General features: G+C 68.6%; 21 protein-coding genes. 9 read left to right on the forward strand and 12 right to left on the reverse strand.

Features of this window, described 5'->3' with window-relative positions; genetic code table 11:
- Window positions 1–71 precede the first annotated feature (71 nt).
- The gene (locus KV397_RS07225) at window positions 72–1,226 is read left to right on the forward strand and encodes a MalY/PatB family protein (protein WP_131491173.1); all 1,155 of its coding nucleotides are present in this window, start codon (window positions 72–74) and stop codon (window positions 1,224–1,226) included.
- An 81-nt stretch (window positions 1,227–1,307) separates the two neighbouring features.
- On the opposite strand, the gene KV397_RS07230 is transcribed toward KV397_RS07225, so the two are convergent.
- The gene (locus KV397_RS07230) at window positions 1,308–1,892 is read right to left on the reverse strand and encodes a TetR family transcriptional regulator (RefSeq protein ID WP_052193278.1); all 585 of its coding nucleotides are present in this window, start codon (window positions 1,890–1,892) and stop codon (window positions 1,308–1,310) included.
- Window positions 1,893–1,968: 76 nt separating this feature from the next.
- On the opposite strand from KV397_RS07230, the gene KV397_RS07235 reads away from it, so the two are divergent.
- Both KV397_RS07235 and KV397_RS07240 read left to right on the forward strand, forming a co-directional pair.
- Entirely contained in the window at window positions 1,969–2,667 is a 699-nt protein-coding gene (locus KV397_RS07235; RefSeq protein WP_131491172.1) for an energy-coupling factor ABC transporter ATP-binding protein, read from the forward strand.
- Window positions 2,664–3,257, forward strand: coding sequence for a CbiQ family ECF transporter T component (locus KV397_RS07240; protein ID WP_131491171.1), 594 nt, complete (start codon window positions 2,664–2,666; stop codon window positions 3,255–3,257). Before KV397_RS07235 ends, KV397_RS07240 begins: the two co-directional genes overlap by 4 nt.
- 3 nt (window positions 3,258–3,260) lie before the next feature.
- Here the strand turns inward: KV397_RS07240 and KV397_RS07245 are convergent, their stop codons facing one another.
- From KV397_RS07245 to KV397_RS07260, 4 genes are all read right to left on the reverse strand, one after another.
- A complete protein-coding gene (locus KV397_RS07245) occupies window positions 3,261–4,571 on the reverse strand; it encodes an acyltransferase family protein (protein WP_261812532.1) in 1,311 nt (436 codons plus the stop codon).
- 98 nt (window positions 4,572–4,669) lie between these two features.
- The gene (locus KV397_RS07250) at window positions 4,670–5,341 is read right to left on the reverse strand and encodes a response regulator (RefSeq protein ID WP_131491169.1); all 672 of its coding nucleotides are present in this window, start codon (window positions 5,339–5,341) and stop codon (window positions 4,670–4,672) included.
- Window positions 5,338–6,588 carry a sensor histidine kinase gene (locus KV397_RS07255; protein WP_261812533.1) on the reverse strand — a complete coding sequence of 417 codons (1,251 nt, stop codon included), beginning with the start codon at window positions 6,586–6,588 and terminating at the stop codon, window positions 5,338–5,340. Before KV397_RS07255 ends, KV397_RS07250 begins: the two co-directional genes overlap by 4 nt.
- Before the next feature lie 5 nt (window positions 6,589–6,593).
- Window positions 6,594–7,211, reverse strand: coding sequence for a DedA family protein (locus KV397_RS07260; RefSeq protein ID WP_153244211.1), 618 nt, complete (start codon window positions 7,209–7,211; stop codon window positions 6,594–6,596).
- A 163-nt stretch (window positions 7,212–7,374) separates the two neighbouring features.
- Between KV397_RS07260 and KV397_RS07265 the strand changes: the two genes are divergently transcribed.
- From KV397_RS07265 to KV397_RS07275, 3 genes are all read left to right on the forward strand, one after another.
- Window positions 7,375–8,973 (forward strand): ABC-F family ATP-binding cassette domain-containing protein, encoded by a 1,599-nt coding sequence (locus KV397_RS07265; protein ID WP_047520019.1) that lies wholly within the window; start codon window positions 7,375–7,377, stop codon window positions 8,971–8,973.
- 66 nt (window positions 8,974–9,039) lie between these two features.
- Entirely contained in the window at window positions 9,040–9,618 is a 579-nt protein-coding gene (locus tag KV397_RS07270) for a pyridoxine/pyridoxamine 5'-phosphate oxidase (RefSeq protein ID WP_261812534.1), read from the forward strand.
- Window positions 9,615–10,049, forward strand: a complete 435-nt coding sequence (locus tag KV397_RS07275; RefSeq protein WP_261812535.1) for a cupin domain-containing protein — start codon at window positions 9,615–9,617, stop codon at window positions 10,047–10,049. Before KV397_RS07270 ends, KV397_RS07275 begins: the two co-directional genes overlap by 4 nt.
- A 15-nt stretch (window positions 10,050–10,064) precedes the next feature.
- Here KV397_RS07275 and KV397_RS07280 read toward each other — a convergent pair whose 3' ends face one another.
- Genes KV397_RS07280 through KV397_RS07295 form a run of 4 tightly spaced genes read right to left on the reverse strand, consistent with a single transcriptional unit; the run spans window position 10,065 to window position 11,972 of the window.
- On the reverse strand, window positions 10,065–10,877 hold the full coding sequence (locus tag KV397_RS07280) for an SURF1 family cytochrome oxidase biogenesis protein (RefSeq protein ID WP_261812536.1): 813 nt from the start codon (window positions 10,875–10,877) through the stop codon (window positions 10,065–10,067).
- Window positions 10,874–11,068: a hypothetical protein gene (locus KV397_RS07285; RefSeq protein ID WP_047520029.1), complete on the reverse strand. Its 195-nt coding sequence runs from the start codon at window positions 11,066–11,068 to the stop codon at window positions 10,874–10,876. The genes KV397_RS07280 and KV397_RS07285 overlap by 4 nt, the downstream gene beginning before the upstream one ends.
- Entirely contained in the window at window positions 11,065–11,412 is a 348-nt protein-coding gene (locus KV397_RS07290) for a DUF3099 domain-containing protein (protein WP_047520031.1), read from the reverse strand. Before KV397_RS07290 ends, KV397_RS07285 begins: the two co-directional genes overlap by 4 nt.
- A gap of 50 nt (window positions 11,413–11,462) precedes the next feature.
- A complete protein-coding gene (locus KV397_RS07295) occupies window positions 11,463–11,972 on the reverse strand; it encodes a DUF4190 domain-containing protein (RefSeq protein WP_261812537.1) in 510 nt (169 codons plus the stop codon).
- A gap of 139 nt (window positions 11,973–12,111) precedes the next feature.
- Here KV397_RS07295 and KV397_RS07300 point away from each other — a divergent pair, with 139 nt between their 5' ends.
- Entirely contained in the window at window positions 12,112–12,822 is a 711-nt protein-coding gene (locus tag KV397_RS07300) for a beta-ketoacyl-ACP reductase (protein WP_261812538.1), read from the forward strand.
- 15 nt (window positions 12,823–12,837) lie between these two features.
- On the opposite strand, the gene KV397_RS07305 is transcribed toward KV397_RS07300, so the two are convergent.
- From KV397_RS07305 to KV397_RS07315, 3 genes are read right to left on the reverse strand one after another with little or no spacing between them, the layout of a single operon-like run.
- Window positions 12,838–13,533: an alpha/beta fold hydrolase gene (locus tag KV397_RS07305; protein WP_261812539.1), complete on the reverse strand. Its 696-nt coding sequence runs from the start codon at window positions 13,531–13,533 to the stop codon at window positions 12,838–12,840.
- A 44-nt stretch (window positions 13,534–13,577) separates the two neighbouring features.
- Window positions 13,578–14,213, reverse strand: a complete 636-nt coding sequence (gene serB, locus KV397_RS07310; RefSeq protein WP_261812540.1) for a phosphoserine phosphatase SerB — start codon at window positions 14,211–14,213, stop codon at window positions 13,578–13,580.
- 49 nt (window positions 14,214–14,262) lie between these two features.
- Complete coding sequence (locus KV397_RS07315; RefSeq protein ID WP_131491161.1) at window positions 14,263–15,504, reverse strand: glucose-1-phosphate adenylyltransferase; 1,242 nt, start codon at window positions 15,502–15,504, stop codon at window positions 14,263–14,265.
- Between the two features lie 46 nt (window positions 15,505–15,550).
- Between KV397_RS07315 and glgA the strand changes: the two genes are divergently transcribed.
- Window positions 15,551–16,735: a glycogen synthase gene (gene glgA / locus KV397_RS07320; protein ID WP_131491160.1), complete on the forward strand. Its 1,185-nt coding sequence runs from the start codon at window positions 15,551–15,553 to the stop codon at window positions 16,733–16,735.
- 17 nt (window positions 16,736–16,752) lie between these two features.
- Window positions 16,753–17,538: an ABC transporter ATP-binding protein gene (locus KV397_RS07325; RefSeq protein WP_261812541.1), complete on the forward strand. Its 786-nt coding sequence runs from the start codon at window positions 16,753–16,755 to the stop codon at window positions 17,536–17,538.
- Window positions 17,539–17,563: the final 25 nt, after the last annotated feature.

The following is a 17,563-nucleotide window of genomic DNA, read 5'->3' on the forward strand; positions in this document are numbered from 1 at the left end:
CGGTCGGCGTCATCGACGCGCGCCGGTTCGGAGGACACCGCGATGGCGTGTGTCGAATCTCGGGAGAACGAATGCTTCAGGTGAAGGCGCTGCCTCTGGCAGAACTCCGTGAGCGCAGCAGCGAGAAGTGGCGCGAGTACCCGGCCGACGTGCTTCCGCTCTTCGTCGCAGAGACCGATTTCCCGCTCGCACCTGCCGTCTCCGCCGCGCTGCAGCGCGCGGTGGCGGTCGGCGACACCGGTTACGTGGCCTCCCGGACACCCCTCGCCGAGTCGTTCGCGGCGTTCGCGGCGCGCCGGTACGGGTGGTCCCCGGATCCCGCCCGCATGCGCAGCACCGCGGATGTCAGCATGGGCCTCGTCGAGATCCTGCGTCGGGTGACCCAGCCGGGCGAGCGAGTCGTCGTGACCCCGCCGGTGTATCCGCCCTTCTACGACCTGGTCGCCGAGTCCGGTGCCGAGGTCGAGAGGGTGCCGCTGCGCGACACGGGGATCGGGTGGGAGCTCGACCTCGCTGGGATCCGCGGCGCCTTCGAAGACGGCGCGACGGCGATGCTGCTGTGCAATCCGCACAATCCGACCGGAACCGTGCACGCTCGGGAGAGTCTGGCTGCTCTCGCGGACCTGGCCGAGGAGTTCGGCGTCGCGGTCATCTCGGACGAGATCCATGCGCCGCTCGCACAGCCCGGGACGGGTTTCACTCCTTTCCTCGCCGCGAGCGACGCCGCTCGACGGGTCGGATACGCGGTGGTCAGCGCCAGCAAGGCGTTCAACCTCGCCGGGCTCAAGTGCGCGCTGATGGTCACGGCCGATGAGGAGACGACCGCGGTCGTGCGGGGTCTTCCGGTGGAAGTCGAGTGGCGCACGGGGCAGTTCGGGCTCCTGGCTGCCGTCGCCGCGTTCTCGGAAGAGAGCGATGAGTGGCTCGACGGTCTGCTGCGCACCCTGGACGAGAATCGCGTCCTCCTCGAAGACCTGCTCGCCTCGCATCTGCCCGGCGCGCGCTATCGCATACCCGAGGCGGGATACCTTGCCTGGATCGACCTCTCCGCCCTGGGATGGGGGGAGAACCCCGCACGACGTATCCTGAGGGACGCCAAAGTCGCTCTGCACTTCGGCCCCGCGTTCGGGATCGAAGGCGCCGGGCACGTTCGGTTGAACTTCGGCACGAGTCCGGAGATTCTCACCGAAGCAGTCGAGCGCATCGCCGCGCTCGTCGATCGCTGACCCCTGGACCGACGCTGAGACGTACGTGGTCGTCGCTCCACGGGGCGGCACCGCTCACTGTGGTAGCCGAGGATCCCGGACTCAGCCTCGGGGAGGCGTCGGAGTCGCCCGCGCGCTGAGTTCGCCGGCGAGGGCGCGGACACCGAGGTCGAAGACCCGGTCGAGCCCGGCCGTGACATCGGGCTCCGGGGTGGGGAGCAGTGCTCCGTGACTGTCGGCGTGCATTCTCTGCTGGACGAGGGTGGCGTGCCCGAGGACGAAGTGCAGGAGGGCGGCACCACGCTCGTCGGCATCGATCGCTCCCTGGGCCCGCAGCGCCTGTGTCAGCGCAGACTGGGCGTGCGATGAGCCGAGCTGCAGGGCATAGGTGCTGAGCACCAGTTCCGCGCCGTCGCGATAGGCGAACAGGGCGTCGCGGATCCCGCGTGCGGTCTCCAAGACGTCGGTGCCGTGGAGGGGGATCGACGCCGTGATGCGATCGGCGAGTTCGGCGAGCAGCTCCTGTTTGCTCGCGAAGTGCCAGTACAGGGCACTCGGCTGGACGTCGAGCCGACCGGCGATGCGCCGCATCGAGAGGTCCGCGAGCCCGACCTCATCCAGGAGTTCGAGCGCGTTGCGGGCGACGCTGTCTCGATCGTGTCGGGCCGGATTGGGGTCGGGGGTCATGCGCCCATTATAGTGAACGGCGTTCAGGTGAACACTGTTCAGGTTTACTGGCGCGGCAGCGGAGGAAGCGATGACGATGGCAGGACGAACCCAGGTCGCACACGGTGTGATCGCGGTCGACGGGGTGTCGGTGGAGTTCGATGGTCGCTCCGTGCTCGAGGACGTCACGCTGGAGCTGAGCGCCCCCACGATCGCCGTGATCGGAGCGAACGGGTCGGGGAAGTCGACGTTCGTGCGGCTTCTGAACGGGCTGGTGGCACCGAGCCGCGGTCACGTGTCGGTACACGGGATCGATCCGCAGCGGGATCGGGCGGACCTCCGCAGGCGTGTGGGGTTCGTGTTCACCAATCCCGACGCGCAGATCCTCATGCCGACACCGGCTGAAGATCTCGCGCTCTCGGTGCGCGGGCGTCCGAAAGCAGAGGCGGACGCGCTGGTGCGCGAGGCGCTCGACGCGCATGGTCTGGCGGGCCACGCCGATGTCCCGGCGTCGAGTCTGTCCGGCGGACAGAAGCAGATGCTCGCGCTCGCTTCCGTGCTCATCACCGAGCCTGAGTTGATCGTGGCCGATGAGCCGACGACTCTCCTCGATCTCCGCAACGCGCGCCGCATCGGCGATCTCCTGCTCGCGCAGCCATCCCAGGTGGTGGTCGTGACGCACGATCTCGAACTGGCCGCGCGCTGCGAGGCGGTCGTGCTGTTCGAGGAGGGGCGGGTCAGTACCGTGGGTGAGCCGGCGACGGTGATCGAGGCCTACCGTCGGGCGTGCGCATGATCGCACTGTACATTCCCGCGCACGGCATCCTCCATCGGGCTCGTGTCACGTTCAAGCTGGCGGCCCTGGCGCTCGGATCCCTCGTCCTGTCGCTGTACCCGCATGACCCGCTCAGCATCGCCGTCTCTCTGACCCTCGTGCTGGCGCTGTACGCCATCGGCGGTCTCCCGCTCCGGGTGCCGTTCGTCGAGATCTGGCGTCTGCGCTGGCTCGTCGTCGTGCTCGGCGTCGCTCTGGCGGTCTTCGTCTCGCCTTCTGCCGCCTGGGTCAACACGGGGCGAGTCGTCGCCGTGCTCCTCCTTGCGAGTCTCTTGACGCTCACGACGCGAGTGTCCGACCTCCTCGCTGTGCTCCGTCGCTTCCTGCGGCCGCTCCACCGTTTCGGGGTGGATCCCGATGCCGCGGCCCTCACCGTCTCACTCACCCTCACGACGATCCCGGTGATGGCCGGGTTCCTCGAGCGCCTCCGGGAGGCGGAGCGCGCCCGTGGCGTGCGGTTGGGGGTGCGCACGGTCGTCCCGCTGCTCGTGCTGGCCCTGCGTCATGCGGACGAGGTCGGTGACGCGCTGGCGGCCCGGGGTATCGGTTGACCTCTAGGCCGGGACGAGGACACCCGTTACCGGTGACGGCGAGGTCTTCTCCTGCGAGCAGAGGCGGAGAGCGCTGAGGAGCAGTGCGACGGCGATCAGCGCGGTGGCCACCGAGGTGCCGAGCACCAGGAGCAGCACGATGCCGATCAGACCGCTCAGGACACCGACCACCAGCCGCGGTCGCGAAGCCGTCGCCTGCGGCGCGGGCTGTGCCTCGAATCGAGTGAACGCGACGGCGGCGAGTGCGGTGAGTGCCAGGGCGGTGACGAGCCAGAGCGGACGGCCGGCCCACCAGCCCGCGCTGTCGAGTGCGGGAAGGGTGTCCCCGACGGCCATCGCAGAGACCGCGGTGACGCCCGCCATCACGAGCAGCACGGGCATGTGCCAGAGGTAGATCGTCATGGTGCGGACGGTCACGAATCCGGTGAAGGCTGCGACGCGGGGTCGCCGGCTGAAACGTTCGAGCCGCTCGCGGTGCAAGGACAGCAGGCTCGTGTGCGCGACACCCACGAGGAGGAGCGCTCCGGTCGGCGGATTGATGTTCGCGATCAGGTTGGAGGAGTAGAGGCCGGACGCGAACGTGGCGACGAGCACCAGCAACGCACCGAATCCGGCTGCCGCCCGTGTGCGCCTGCGGAGCGCGTCGATGCGTCCGTCGGCGAGGAAGAAGCCGAGTTGCTGCAGGGCCATCCAGACGAAGGCGAGGTTCAGGAAGCCGAGCCCTTCCAGTCCGGTCACGGCGCGCAGCACATCGACGGCGATCGCCGCCGCGGCCAGCACGGTGATCGTACGATGCGGAGCCCCCTCGTGCGCCGAGGCGAGCAGCGGGAGCAGGGTCTGGCAGAGCAGGAACACGCCGAGGAACCACAGGGGTTGGCCGTAGCGGAATCCCGCGGTCGCGATGAGGTCGGCAGGGACCCCGGCGACCGTGAGCAGTGCCAGACCCACCCCGACGGCCGCGATCGTGAAGACGGCGGGCCGCAGCAGGCGGTGCAGTCGACCCGCGATGAATCCGATCGCCGTGCCTCCGCGCTCCCGAGTCCGCCGGTAGGCGAGGAGTCCGGAGAAGCCGCCGATCACGAAGAAGAGAGGCATCACCTGGAGCAACCAGCTGAGCGGCGCGATCCACGCGGTGCCGTCGCTGGCATTGGTGAAGACAGGGCCCTGGTCGGCGACCGTGACCCCCACCATGATCGAATGCAGGAGCACCACGCCCAGCACGCAGAGCGCCCGGACGAAGTCGATCCCGGTGTCGCGGGCTGGGCGCCGGGGACGCGCGGAAACGGCGGCGTGCGGCGTCTGGACGATGGCCATGAGTCCTCCTCGGGAGCGGTGTCCCAGGAGACTATGGATGCGGTGACCGCAGCGGCATCACCCCCGGGTGCCGTTGCGACCCCCTACGAGGGGGTGAGTCAGGACGACGGCTCGACCAGACCGGTGTCGTACGCCAGGATCACGGCGTGCACGCGATCGCGCAGGTTCAGCTTCGCGAGCACCTTGCCGACGTGTGTCTTCACCGTCTGCTCGGCGATGAAGAGGTCGGCGGCGATCTCGGTGTTCGAGCGGCCCCTGCCGATCAGGACGAGCACCTCGCGTTCACGATCGGTGAGTTCTGCGAGCGCGGTCGCGGAGCGTGGCGCGCGGGGGCGGCGGCCGGCGAACTGCTCGATCATCCGCCGCGTCACGCTCGGTGCGAGGAGGGCGTCTCCGCCGGCGACGACCCGCACGGCGTGGACGAGCTCTTCGGGCAACGCGTCCTTGAGCAGGAATCCGCTCGCCCCGGCCTCGAGCGCGTCGTATACGTAGTCGTCGATGTCGAAGGTGGTGAGCATGAGGATCCGGGGGACATGCGCGGCCGGGTACGACGGGCCGAGGATGCGTCGGGTCGCCTCGATCCCGTCGAGCTCGGGCATGCGCACGTCCATCAGGATCACGTCGGGATCGAGACGTGCTGCGAGGGTGACGGCCTCGTCCCCGGTCGATGCCTGTCCGGCCACCCGGATCCCCTCGTGGGCATCGAGGAGCGCGGCGAATCCGGCGCGGACCATGGCCTGGTCGTCGGCGATGAGCACGCTGATCGTCACGGATTCTCCTTGTCGAGGGAAGAGGCGGTGCTACCGGGGGCGACGGGAAGGACGGCGTCGACATCCCACCCGCCGTCCTCCGCGGGGCCGGCGGAGAGGCTCCCGCCGAGGATCTCGGCGCGTTCCCGCATGCCACGCAGGCCGTAGCCGCCTCCGTGACCATCAGGACGGTGCGGCGGCGCGGCGTTGTGCACACGGATGTGGACGGCGCGAGCGTCCGCGTGCAACCGCACCGCGATCCTTGCGCCGGGCGCGTGGCGGACCGCATTGCTCAGTGCTTCCTGGACGATACGGAACGCGGCGATCTGCACGGCGGGTTCGGCGTTCGTCGTGTCTCCGCCTTCGAGCACGAGGCCGACCTCGACACCGGCGCGCCGGATGCTGTCGACCAGGGCAGGGATGTCGTCGATGCCCTGCTGGGGGGCCAGCTCGGCACCCTGATCCTCGGTTCGGAGGACACCGAGCATCCGTCGCATCTCGGTGAGCGAGCTGCGCGCGGTCGCGGCGATGTCGTCGAACTCGGCCGTCGCCACGTCGCCCAACTCGGGGATGCGGTACCGCGCGGTCGACGCCTGGACCTGGATCACCGACATGCTGTGCGCGACGACGTCATGCAGCTCGCGGGCGATCCGGGTGCGCTCCTCGACGAGGGCGCGCCTGGCTTCCTCGAGCGCGCTGTGCTCCTTCTCGCGCGTCAGCTCGGCGGCGACCCGGACGCGACCGGCGACCAGAGCCGCGATGAGGAACATCGCGGCGGCGACCGCCGTCGTGACGATGAGGTCGGCTGTGGCACTCGCCGAGGACTCCGGCCGCGCCACCAGGTCGGGGCGGATGACCGGCGCGAGAAGCGACGCGATCGCACCGAGGAGCAGGGCGAACGCGCCGAGTCGTCCGCCGTGGACGAAGGTGACGACGCCCACGAAGAGCACGAACGTCAGGAGTGCGGGGACGGACCACGGCCACGGGGACTCGACTGCGATCTCGGTGACGACCGTGAGGGGCAGGGTGAGGGCGGCCGCCGTGAAGAGGCCGATGGCCAATGCCGGGCGGGAGAGTGCGAGCAGCGGCGAAGCGCACAGAGCGGCACCGAGGATGAACGACAGGGGCAGCGGTGTTCCGTACAACACGGTCTGCAGCGACACCAGGACGGCGTACAGCGCCGCGGCCGCCGCACCCAAGGCCACGAGGGCGGCGGTGCGGCGGCTGATGCGTTGGCGCAAAGGTGTGCGCTCGCGTCGGCGTGCCATGACTGTCATCCTGCCAGTTGCGCGGCCGGGGCGCGGCGGCGACGGGCTGCGGCGATCCGGTCGATCACGAGCCCGACGACGAGGGCGATGACGATCCCGAGGCCGCCGCTGAGCAGCGGCTGATCCTTGATCCAGGCACCGGCGAGCAGGCCGATCGCGAGGCTGAACACACTCCAGCTGGTGCCGGCGATCAGGCTCAACGGGAGGAACCGCCGCCAGGGGAAGCCGAGAGCGCCGGCGGACATGTTGACGGCGACGCGCCCCACCGGGATGTAGCGGGCGCCGAGGATCAGAGTGGCGCTGCGTCGGTCGAGTGCATGCTGGGCGTAGGCGAAGGTGGCGGCGACCCGGGGGCGCCGCATCCAGGCGAAGCGTGTGGTGCCGATCGCCCGCCCGATCAGGAAAGCGAGGTTGTCGCCGATCGCGGCACCGACCGCCGCGACCACACCGAGGAGCAGGAGATTCCCCTCGCCCGTCGACGCGGTGACGGCCGCCGCGGCGACGAGCACGGTCTCACTGGGCACGGGCGGGAAGAAGCCATCGATGACCGTGACCGCGAAGAGGACCACGTACAGCCAGGGGGAGGCGATGGCCTGCATGATGAGCTCGTTGAGGATGTCCACTCGAGCACGTTATGCGGCGGGTGCGGCGGTGGGCATCCCTCCGCGGTATCGCCTGCGTCACTCTCCGGATTGATCTTGCTGAGCGAGGCCCCCGGCTACGACGCATATACTGGGAGGCTGGCCGATCGGCCGACCACCCTCCCCGAAAGAACGGACGTCTGCTGTGCTTGCCGTGCACGACCTCGAGATCCGCGTTGGCGCGCGCCTGCTGATGGAGAACGTCTCGTTCCGTGTCGCCGACGGAGACAAGATCGGACTCGTCGGCCGCAACGGGGCCGGGAAGACGACGCTCACCAAAGTGCTCGCCGGTGACGTCCTGCCGTCCGGCGGCAGTGTGACCCGCTCGGGCGAGCTCGGCTACCTGCCGCAGGACCCCCGTTCGGGCAACCCTGAAGACCTCGCGCGCACCCGCATCCTCGACGCTCGTGGTCTCGGCCAGCTGAACCTCGGGATGACCGAGGCGGCACTCGCGATGGGATCGGATGATCCGGCCGTGGCCGACAAGGCGATGAAGCGCTACGCGCGTCTGACCGAGCAGTTCGAGGGTCAGGGTGGCTATGCGGCGGAGGCGGAGGCGGCTTCGATCGCCAACAACCTCTCCCTTCCCGACCGCATCCTCGACCAGCCGCTGTCGACGCTTTCCGGTGGGCAGCGTCGTCGCATCGAGCTCGCGCGCATTCTCTTCTCGGACGCGCAGACGATGATCCTCGACGAACCGACCAACCACCTCGACGCGGACAGCGTCGTGTGGCTGCGAGAGTTCCTCAAGGGCTACAAGGGTGGTCTGATCGTGATCAGCCACGATGTCGAACTGGTCGGCGAGACCGTGAACCGGGTGTTCTACCTCGACGCGAACCGCCAGATCATCGACACCTACAACATGAACTGGAAGAACTACCTGCGTCAGCGGGTGGCGGATGAGGAGCGTCGCAAGAAGGAGCGCGCGAACGCCGAGAAGAAGGCGACGACGCTGCAGCTGCAGGCCGCCCGTTTCGGCGCGAAGGCCTCGAAGGCCGCGGCCGCCCACCAGATGATCGCCCGCGCCGAGAAGCTGCTCGCCGGTCTCGACGAGGTCCGTCAGGAGGACCGGGTCGCCAAGCTGCGCTTCCCGAAGCCGGCACCGTGCGGCAAGACCCCGATGATGGCGAGCGGCCTCTCGAAGTCCTACGGTTCGCTCGAGATCTTCACCGATGTCGACCTCGCGATCGACCGCGGGTCCAAGGTCGTCGTGCTCGGCCTCAACGGTGCTGGAAAGACCACGCTGCTGCGGATGCTCGCAGGCGTCGATCAGCCCGACACCGGCCAGCTCGAGCCCGGTCACGGACTGAAGGTCGGGTACTACGCGCAGGAGCACGAGAATCTCGACGTCAGCCGCTCGGTGCTCGAGAACATGGTGTCTGCTGCGCCCCACATCACCGAGACCGAAGCGCGCAAGGTGCTCGGCTCCTTCCTGTTCACCGGGGACGATGTGCTCAAGCCGGCGGGGGTGCTCTCCGGTGGGGAGAAGACCCGCCTGTCCCTCGCGACGCTCGTCGTGTCGTCCGCCAACCTGCTGCTGCTCGATGAGCCGACCAACAACCTCGACCCCGCCTCACGTGAGGAGATCCTCGGAGCGCTCGCGCACTACGAGGGCGCGGTGGTCCTCGTCTCGCACGACCCCGGCGCCGTGCAGTCGCTCAACCCCGAGCGCGTGCTCATCCTGCCCGATGGTGTCGAGGACATCTGGAGCCAGGAGTACCAGGACCTCATCGAGCTCGCCTGACCGCCCTCACCCTGCTGTGCAGGTCGATGACGGATCCACTCGGCGACTCATGGCATAGTCGGGAGCATGCCGACTGAGCAGCGATCCCGTCCTTCCGAGATGAGTGCGTGGTTGCGCGTGCAGCCCTCGCTCACGGGAGCAGTACCTCCGGGTGAAGCCGTCGAACGTCCCGATGACCCGGTACCGCTCTTCCGGAAGTGGATCACGACGGCGGCCGCGACGGGAGTGCCGGAGCCGCACGCGATGACCCTGGCGACGCTCGACCTCGACGGCATACCCGACGCTCGGACGCTGATCCTTAAAGACGTGGATGAGCGCGGATGGGCCTTCGCGAGTTCCCGCTCCTCGCGCAAGGCCGCCCAGCTCGACGCGCACCCGGTGGCCGCGCTGAACTTCTGGTGGCAGCCCGTCCTGCGTGCCGTGCGTGTCCGCGGACGGATTCAAGAGGCATCCGTCGAGGAGAGCGCAGCCGACCTCGCGGCGCGTTCGGCCGAGGCCCGTGCCGGTGTGGCGCCCGGGGAGTGGGTCCTCTGGAGGCTCCTCGCGACCCGTGTCGAGTTCTGGCAGGGTGCGCCCGACCGGCACCACACACGAATCGTCTATGACCGTACCGACGCCGGTTGGAGCATCGAGGAGCAGGCATGAGCGACTATCAGGTGGTCGAGATCGGGGCGCTCGACGAGTGGCGTGCCCACCACGGAGGTTTTGACGCCGCCCGGGCGCGCGACGGCCGAAGGGTCGTGGATCACGAGCTGACCATGCAGTACATCGGGATGACGGCGAACGCGCTCGAACCGGGTGAGGAGGCCGGGTACTGGCACGTGCACAGGAAGATCGAAGAGGTGTACGTGTTCCTCGGTGGGCGCGGTCAGATGGGTCTCGACGACGACGTCGTCGAGGTCGGACCCGGAACCGTGATCCGCGTCGGTCAGGGCGTCGCCCGCACCTGGCGAGCGCGACCGGACAGCCCGGGGGAGCTGCGCTGGCTCTGTCTCCGCGCCGGCGGCGAGGAGTTGCCGCACTTTCCGGATGACAGCGCGCGTCTGCCGGAGCGGCCGATGCCCTGGGTGGACTGAGCACCCGCCCCGGGGTCACCGCACGTCGAGCAGCTCATCCTCGACATCGGCGTCGTGATCACGGCGACGCGGACTCTTCACGGGCGCAGAAACACCTTCGACCTCTTCCCGGTGTTTCACGATCTCCGTGCGGATGATGTACCCGATGAAGATGAATCCCATGAGGGCGAACAGGATCCACTGGATCGCGTACGACAGGTGCGGGCCAGGGTCATCGGTGGGGGAGTCGAAGCCTCCCAGAGACCCGGATCCTGCGGGATCTTCGCTGATCACCCGACCATAGGCCCCCGTGATCACTTCGCCGTCGACCTGCTCGGCGATCGAGGGCAGGTTGATCGTGGGCACCTGCCCCTCGGGCGCGCCACGTCCCGAGGCGGGAAGCTGCTCGCCCGGGCGCAGACGCACGGTCACCTCGACCTCTCCGTCCGGTGGTGACGGCACCGAGTCCGGCTCAGCGCCCTCGCCCGGAGGCACCCAGCCGCGGTCCACGATGAAGATGCGCCCATCGGCGTCACGGAACGGGACCAAGACCTCGAAGGCGCTCGTCCCGCCGTGCGGACGGTTGCGCACCAGCAGCTCCTGATCGGCCAGATACTCACCCTGCAGCGTGACGGGCCGCCACTCGTCGTCGGGATCGAGCGCACCGTCCTCGCCGATCACCGCGGACAGCGGGACGGGAGCCGCGTCGTAGTTCTGCTCGACGAGCTCGATCTGCGCGGCGCGCGTCTCGTTCCTCTCGAACTGCCAGTTCGAGAGGAAGACGCAAGCGATCGCGAAGCCGATCGCGATGAGCACGTACACGGTCCAGCGGGTCAGGCGCCGGCTCATGCGGGAACCCCATCACGAACGGTCACCGGGAAGTCGCGCGCCGCCAGGTAGTCGCGGAGGAAATCGACATGTGCATCGCACGCCAACCAGATCTTCTCGCGATCAGCGGCATGGATACGGGGATTGCGCCACACCACCTGACGGGTCGCCGCGCTCCGGCAACCGGCACGCGAGCACTCGAAGTCGTTCATGGTTCTTTGGGGCCTTCGTGGATCGTGAAGATCTGCGGAGCCGACGGTTCGGAGTCGAGCGGCGTGGGCCGCGGGGCATCGATCTCCCGCAGGGGGGATTCCGCGGTGGTCTCGGTGCTGTCGCTCCCGGCGTTCGCGAACACCACGGCGATGTAGGGCAGGACAGCGGCGGAGATACCGAAGACCCAGGTGTACCACCCGTACGGCTGGACCAGCACCATGAGCCCGAAGCACACGATGCGGATCGTCATCGTCAAGGCATAGCGGCGCACACGATGGTCTGCCTCATCCCGCGGAGACTGCGGCAGTGAGGTGACGGCCGGGACTTGACGCGCGTTCTTCACGATGCATCCAGCCTACGCCGATGCAGACCCCTCGGATGCCCTTCGGGGACTCAGCCGGCGAAGATGAACGGCAGGCTGAAAGCCCCGAGGAACAGGAAGCTGATGATCGTGCTGACCAGGATGAACACGCCCACGCCCACCACCGCATAGCCGAGGATCAGTCCGGCGATCGCCATTCCCCGGCCACCGATTCCCGGATTGCGCTTGGTCTGTCCGAGAGCCATGTGACCGGTGATGACCGCCGCGACGGATGCCAGGAGCGGGATGACCGCCCAGAAGAGCACGATGCCGGCGAGGCCGCAGACCAACGAGGTGACCGCCAGCGGGCTGGTGGGGCGCGACACGACGACGGGGTACACGGGCGCCGAAGGAGGGCTGTAACCGGGCTGGACGGGTGCCGCTCCCCATCCGGGTTGCGACGGAGCGACGCCGTATCCCGGCTGCGCGGGCGGGGCGTACCCCAGCTGCGGCGGCGGCGCGGACGGTGCGGGCGGAGCGGGCGGTGGCGGCGGGCTGACCGGCGTCTCGTCTCCGGGAGAGGGGGTGCGGTTGTCGCTCACGAGGAAGCCTTTCGTCGATTTCAGATTCCCAGCATGCAGAGTGTCTGTCAACGCGGTGCCGCGGCCGGCGTCGGCAACATCGGTAGGATCGATGACGGCCCGGAACCCCGCGCCACCGGCCCAGATCAGGAGTGTCCCCATGAGCGCTGAGCGCGTCGTCCTCGTCACCGGCGGCAATCGCGGCATCGGCCGCGCGATCGCGGAGCGCTTCGTGCGCGAGGGATACCGCGTCGCCGTCACCGCGCGCAGCGGCGAGGGCCCTGAAGGCACCCTCACGGTCCGTGCGGACGTGACCGACGCCGCAGCGATCGACGCCGCGTTCACCGAGGTGGAGCAGCAGCTCGGTCCGATCGAGATCGTCGTCGCGAACGCGGGGATCACGAAGGACACGTTGTTGCTGCGCATGAGCGAGGACGACTTCGACAGCGTCGTGGCCACCAACCTGGGCGGGACGTTCCGCGTGGTCAAGCGCGCCTCGAAGGGGATGCTTCGGGCTCGCTTCGGCCGGATCATCCTGATCTCCAGCGTCGTGGGTCTGTACGGCTCCGCGGGGCAGGTCAACTACTCCGCCTCCAAGAGCGCACTGGTCGGCTTCGCCCGCTCGATCACGCGCGAGCTCGGTGCTCGCGGCATCACGGCGAACGTCGTCGCTCCCGGGTTCATCGAGACCGACATGACCGCGGAGCTCACGGAGGAGACGCAGAAGCAGTACAAGGCGAACATCCCGGCTGCCCGTTTCGCCACGCCGGACGAGGTCGCCGGTGTGGTGACCTGGCTCGCCGGCGACGATGCCGGTTACATCTCCGGTGCGGTCATCCCCGTCGACGGCGGTCTCGGGATGGGGCACTGACGGATTCCGCGAGCATCACCGCGCGATCGCGGCGTTGAGGAGCGCGCTCAGCCGCTCCGGCACGGAGAACTGCGGCCAGTGGCCGGATCCGATGCGGACGACTTCGGCTGACTCGATCGCGTGGAACTCGTCGGCGAACGGGCCCCACTGCTCGATCACCTTCTCGAACGCGGACTGATCGAGGTCGCCCATCAGCAGGGTCACCGGCACACGGTAGCGCGCCGGATCGCGGAGCGCGATGCCGTCCGTCGGCACCCGTGCAGGGACGCTGTGCGTGAGCGGTGCGGTCCGTGCGCGCGTGGCCTCATCGAGGTCGTTGACGTCTTCGTCGGGGAAGTGATCCCATCCCGGGAACGGCACGACCCCGTCGACGACGTCGAACTCGCTGATCCCGTGTCCGTCCGCGGGCGGCGCCGTGTCGACGAAGATCACGCGGCGCACCCGGTCGGGGCGAGCATCTGCGACACCCCAGGCGACATTGCCGCCGCCGCTGTGCCCGACGACCACGACGTCGCCGTCGACGGCATCGACGGCGGAGGCGGCGGCAGCGATCCACTCGGCGATGCCGATCTCGGAGGAGACGGATGCGTCTTCGCCGAGTCCGGGCATGCTGAGCGGGTGCACCCGATGACCTGCCTCCTCCAGCGCCGGGATCACGTCGTCCCAGCTGGATGCGTCGAGCCAGAGTCCGGGAATGAGGATGATGTCCATGAGCCGACGCTAGTGGCGGGTTCGGACAATCGCCAGGAGTTCTCCTACGGAAGCAGCGCGATGACCTCGGAAAGGTCCTGCGGGCCGATCACGAGGCTCGCCGCCTCACGGACCGCGGGCTTCGCGTTGAAGGCCAGACCGAGCCCGGCGACGGCCATCATCGCCAGGTCGTTGGCACCGTCACCGATCGCGATCGTGGCGTGTGGCGCGACCCCGAGATCGGCCGCCCACTCCTGGAGGGAGCGCGCCTTCGCCGCCCCGTCGACGATGTCTCCGTCGACGTGACCGGACAGCGAGCCGTCGACCACCTCGAGCCGGTTCGCCCGCCAGCGGTCCACGCCCAGGTCAGGCGCCACCACGTCGAGGATCTCGTGGAAGCCTCCGGAGACGACGCCGACGACACCGCCGCGGGCGCGGACGGCGGCGGTGAGTTCGCGCACGCCCGGGGTGGGTTCGATCCGCGCGCGCACACGATCGAATGCCGACACCGGAACGCCCTTCAGCGCGGCGACCCGGGAACGCAGGCTCGTCGCGAAGTCGACCTCGCCGCGCATCGCCGCCTCCGTAGCAGCCTGCACCTCGTCGCGCCGTCCGGCCTCGTCGGCGAGCAGTTCGATCACCTCGTTGCGGATGAGGGTGGAATCGGCATCGAGGACGACGAGGAAGCGTGCAGCAGTCACTCGTCGAGCCTATCCATCACCCGGTGGGTCGACGCGCCGCGTGACGTCTTCAGCGTTCGATGAAGACGCCCTTGCCGACCACCGTGATGCCTGATTCCGTCACCGTGAAGCCACGAGCGAGGTCGCGCTCCCGATCCACGCCCACCGTCGCCCCGTCGGCCAGCACCACGTTCTTGTCGAGGATCGCACGATGCACGCGGGCTCCTTGACCCACCTGGACGTGATCGAACACGACCGAGTCGGTGATGGTCGACCCGCCACCGGCGAGCGTCCACGGTCCGACGACGCTGCGTTCGAGATGGGTCCCCGAGAGCACGGAGCCGAGCGACACGATCGAGTCGATCGCGTTGCCGATCCGCCCGACGGAGTCGCGCACGAACTTCGCCGGAGGCGAGTTGACCGCCTGCGAGTGGATGGGCCACTCCATGTTGTAGAGGTTGAACACGGGCAGCGTCGAGATCAGGTCACGGTGCGCGTCGAAGAAGGAGTCGATGGTTCCGACATCGCGCCAGTACGAGCGGTCACGCGGGGAGGAACCGGGAACCTCGTTCTGCTTCATGTCGTAGTACCCGGCCTCGCCCCGGTCGACGAAGTAGGGGACGATGTCGCCGCCCATGTCGTGGCCCGAGGTGGGTGATTCACCGTCGGCCTCGACGGCCGCGATGAGGGCATCGGCATCGAAGATGTAGTTGCCCATCGAGGCGAGCACCTCGTGCGGCGAGTCCTCGAGACCGGCGATGTCGGTCGGCTTCTCGAGGAACTGCTTGATCCTTCCCGACTCCGCGTCCGCATCGATCACGCCGAACTGCGAGGCGAGGGCGAGCGGCTGGCGGATACCCGCGACAGTCGCCTTCGCCCCGGACGCGACATGGGCCTCGAGCATCTGCCGGAAGTCCATCCTGTACACGTGGTCGGCGCCGATGACCACGACGATGTCGGGCTTCTCGTCGTTGATCAGGTTCATGCTCTGCAGGATCGCGTCGGCGGAGCCGGAGAACCAGCGCTTGCCGAGGCGCTGCTGCGCGGGGACCGAGGTGACGTAGGAGTCGAGGAGGGCCGACATGCGCCAGGTCTGAGAGATGTGGCGATCGAGGCTGTGGGACTTGTACTGCGTCAGCACGACGATCTGTCGCAGACCGGAATTGATGAGGTTCGAGATCGCGAAATCGATGAGTCTGTACTGTCCGCCGAACGGCACCGCCGGTTTCGCGCGATCCGCGGTGAGAGGCATGAGTCGCTTGCCCTCGCCGCCGGCGAGGATGATCCCGAAAACCTTCTTTGGAGCGGACATGGCTCCACCATAGATGCGTTCACGGCTGCTGTACTAGCGTTCAGACATGCGAGTCGAAATGATCACGAAGGAGTACCCGCCCGCGGTCTACGGCGGTGCCGGCGTGCACGTCGCGGAACTGGTCGCTGCGCTCCGCGAGCACGTCGATGTGCGGGTGCGTGCGTTCGGCGAGCCGCGCGAAGAAGCGGGTACGTTCGCCTATCGCACGCCTGTCGAGCTCGCTGATGCCAACGCTGCGCTGCAGACGCTGGGGACGGACCTCGAGATCGTGTCAGCGATCACCGACGCCGACCTGGTGCACAGCCATACCTGGTACGCGAACTTCGCCGGTCATCTCGCCTCTCAGCTGCACGGCATCCCGCACGTGCTCACCGCCCACAGCCTCGAGCCCCTGCGCCCGTGGAAGGCCGAACAGCTCGGAGGGGGCTACGCCATCTCCAGCGGCGTCGAACGCCTCGCCTACGAGAACGCCGCCGCCGTGATCGCCGTGAGCGCCGGCATGCGGGAGGACATCCTGCGCAGCTACCCCCAGGTGGATCCCGCGAAAGTGCGCGTGATCCACAACGGCATCGATGTCGAACGCTGGCGGCCGGTGCAGGACGAGGCGTTCCTGCGATCGATCGGGATGGATCCCTCGCGACCGTCCGTCGTCTTCGTCGGGCGCATCACTCGGCAGAAGGGGTTGCCGTATCTGCTCCGGGCCGCGCAGCTGCTCCCGCCTGAGGTCCAGCTCGTGCTGTGCGCCGGGGCCCCGGACACCCCGGAGATCATGGCGGAGGTGCAGGAGGGGGTGCGGATGCTCCAACAGAGTCGCGACGGAGTGATCTGGATCGAGCGGATGCTGCCGCGTGATGAACTCTCCGCGATTCTCACCGCCGCCACGACGTTCGTGTGCCCCTCGGTGTACGAGCCTCTGGGCATCGTGAATCTCGAAGCGATGGCCTGTGGAGCTGCCGTCGTCGGCACCGCGACCGGGGGTATCCCCGAGGTGGTCGCGGATGGGCGCACGGGACGGCTCGTGCCGATCGATCAGGTGCAGGACGGTACCGGCACGCCGGTCGACCCGGACCGCTTCGTCGCCGATCTCGCCGCCGTGCTCACCGAAGTGGCCATGGATCCGGAGCGGGCGCGGGCCTACGGCGAGGCCGGGAGGGAGCGTGCACGCAGCGACTTCAGCTGGGCATCGATCGCGGAGACGACGCGCGCGCTCTACGCGGAGCTGACGCCCTGAGCCGATAGGCTGGGACCATGCCGAGTGCTCTGGAATTCACCGACGTCGTCGTGCGCCGTGAGGGGCGCAACATCATCGATCACGTGACCTGGGAGGTCGACGACGATCAGCGATGGGTGATCCTCGGCCCGAACGGCGCGGGCAAGACGACGCTGCTGCAGCTCGCCGACACGCTTATGCACCCGACGTCGGGAACCGTGACCGTGCTCGGGGAGACCCTGGGACGCACCGACGTGTTCGAGGTGCGTCCGCGCATCGGATTCGCGTCGTCGGCGATGGCCAAGCGTGTCCCTCGTGACGAGACGGTCCTCAACACCGTGCTCACCGCTGCGTACTCGGTGCTCGGCCGCTGGAACGAGAACTACGAGGACATCGACGAGCGTCGTGCCCTCCGCGTTCTCGGCGACTGGCGTCTCGACCACCTGGCCGACCGCACCTTCGGCACTCTCAGCGACGGAGAACAGAAGCGTGTGCAGATCGCGCGTGCGGTGATGACCGACCCGGAGCTGCTGCTGCTCGACGAGCCGACGGCATCCCTCGACCTCGGTTCGCGGGAGGAGCTTCTGGCGCTGCTCAGCGGATACGCGTCGTCCCCGACCACCCCGGCGATGCTCATGGTCACGCACCATGTGGAGGAGATCCCCGTGGGCTTCACGCACGTGATGCTGATCAGTGAGGGTTCCGTCGTCGCGGCGGGCCCCATCGGCGAGACGCTCACGGCCGAGACCCTGACCGAGGCGTTCGGCATGCCCATCGTGCTCAGCAGCGAAGACGGCCGCTACGCCGCCCGCGCAGCTGCGTGACCAGCTTCTGATAGAATCGACCCTT

Source organism: Microbacterium aurugineum, from assembly GCF_023101205.1.
Taxonomy (GTDB): Bacteria; Actinomycetota; Actinomycetes; order Actinomycetales; family Microbacteriaceae; genus Microbacterium; species Microbacterium aurugineum.

What these genes read in the sequence shown, in the direction of transcription:
- KV397_RS07225 (WP_131491173.1), top strand. Translation starts at nt 72, where the DNA reads ATGCTTCAGGTGAAGGCGCTGCCTCTGGCAGAACTCCGTGAGCGCAGC.
- KV397_RS07230 (WP_052193278.1), bottom strand. Translation starts at nt 1,892, where the DNA reads ATGACCCCCGACCCCAATCCGGCCCGACACGATCGAGACAGCGTCGCC.
- KV397_RS07235 (WP_131491172.1), top strand. Translation starts at nt 1,969, where the DNA reads ATGGCAGGACGAACCCAGGTCGCACACGGTGTGATCGCGGTCGACGGG.
- KV397_RS07240 (WP_131491171.1), top strand. Translation starts at nt 2,664, where the DNA reads ATGATCGCACTGTACATTCCCGCGCACGGCATCCTCCATCGGGCTCGT.
- KV397_RS07245 (WP_261812532.1), bottom strand. Translation starts at nt 4,571, where the DNA reads ATGGCCATCGTCCAGACGCCGCACGCCGCCGTTTCCGCGCGTCCCCGG.
- KV397_RS07255 (WP_261812533.1), bottom strand. Translation starts at nt 6,588, where the DNA reads ATGGCACGCCGACGCGAGCGCACACCTTTGCGCCAACGCATCAGCCGC.
- KV397_RS07270 (WP_261812534.1), top strand. Translation starts at nt 9,040, where the DNA reads ATGCCGACTGAGCAGCGATCCCGTCCTTCCGAGATGAGTGCGTGGTTG.
- KV397_RS07275 (WP_261812535.1), top strand. Translation starts at nt 9,615, where the DNA reads ATGAGCGACTATCAGGTGGTCGAGATCGGGGCGCTCGACGAGTGGCGT.
- KV397_RS07280 (WP_261812536.1), bottom strand. Translation starts at nt 10,877, where the DNA reads ATGAGCCGGCGCCTGACCCGCTGGACCGTGTACGTGCTCATCGCGATC.
- KV397_RS07285 (WP_047520029.1), bottom strand. Translation starts at nt 11,068, where the DNA reads ATGAACGACTTCGAGTGCTCGCGTGCCGGTTGCCGGAGCGCGGCGACC.
- KV397_RS07300 (WP_261812538.1), top strand. Translation starts at nt 12,112, where the DNA reads ATGAGCGCTGAGCGCGTCGTCCTCGTCACCGGCGGCAATCGCGGCATC.
- KV397_RS07305 (WP_261812539.1), bottom strand. Translation starts at nt 13,533, where the DNA reads ATGGACATCATCCTCATTCCCGGACTCTGGCTCGACGCATCCAGCTGG.
- KV397_RS07315 (WP_131491161.1), bottom strand. Translation starts at nt 15,504, where the DNA reads ATGTCCGCTCCAAAGAAGGTTTTCGGGATCATCCTCGCCGGCGGCGAG.
- glgA (WP_131491160.1), top strand. Translation starts at nt 15,551, where the DNA reads ATGCGAGTCGAAATGATCACGAAGGAGTACCCGCCCGCGGTCTACGGC.
- KV397_RS07325 (WP_261812541.1), top strand. Translation starts at nt 16,753, where the DNA reads ATGCCGAGTGCTCTGGAATTCACCGACGTCGTCGTGCGCCGTGAGGGG.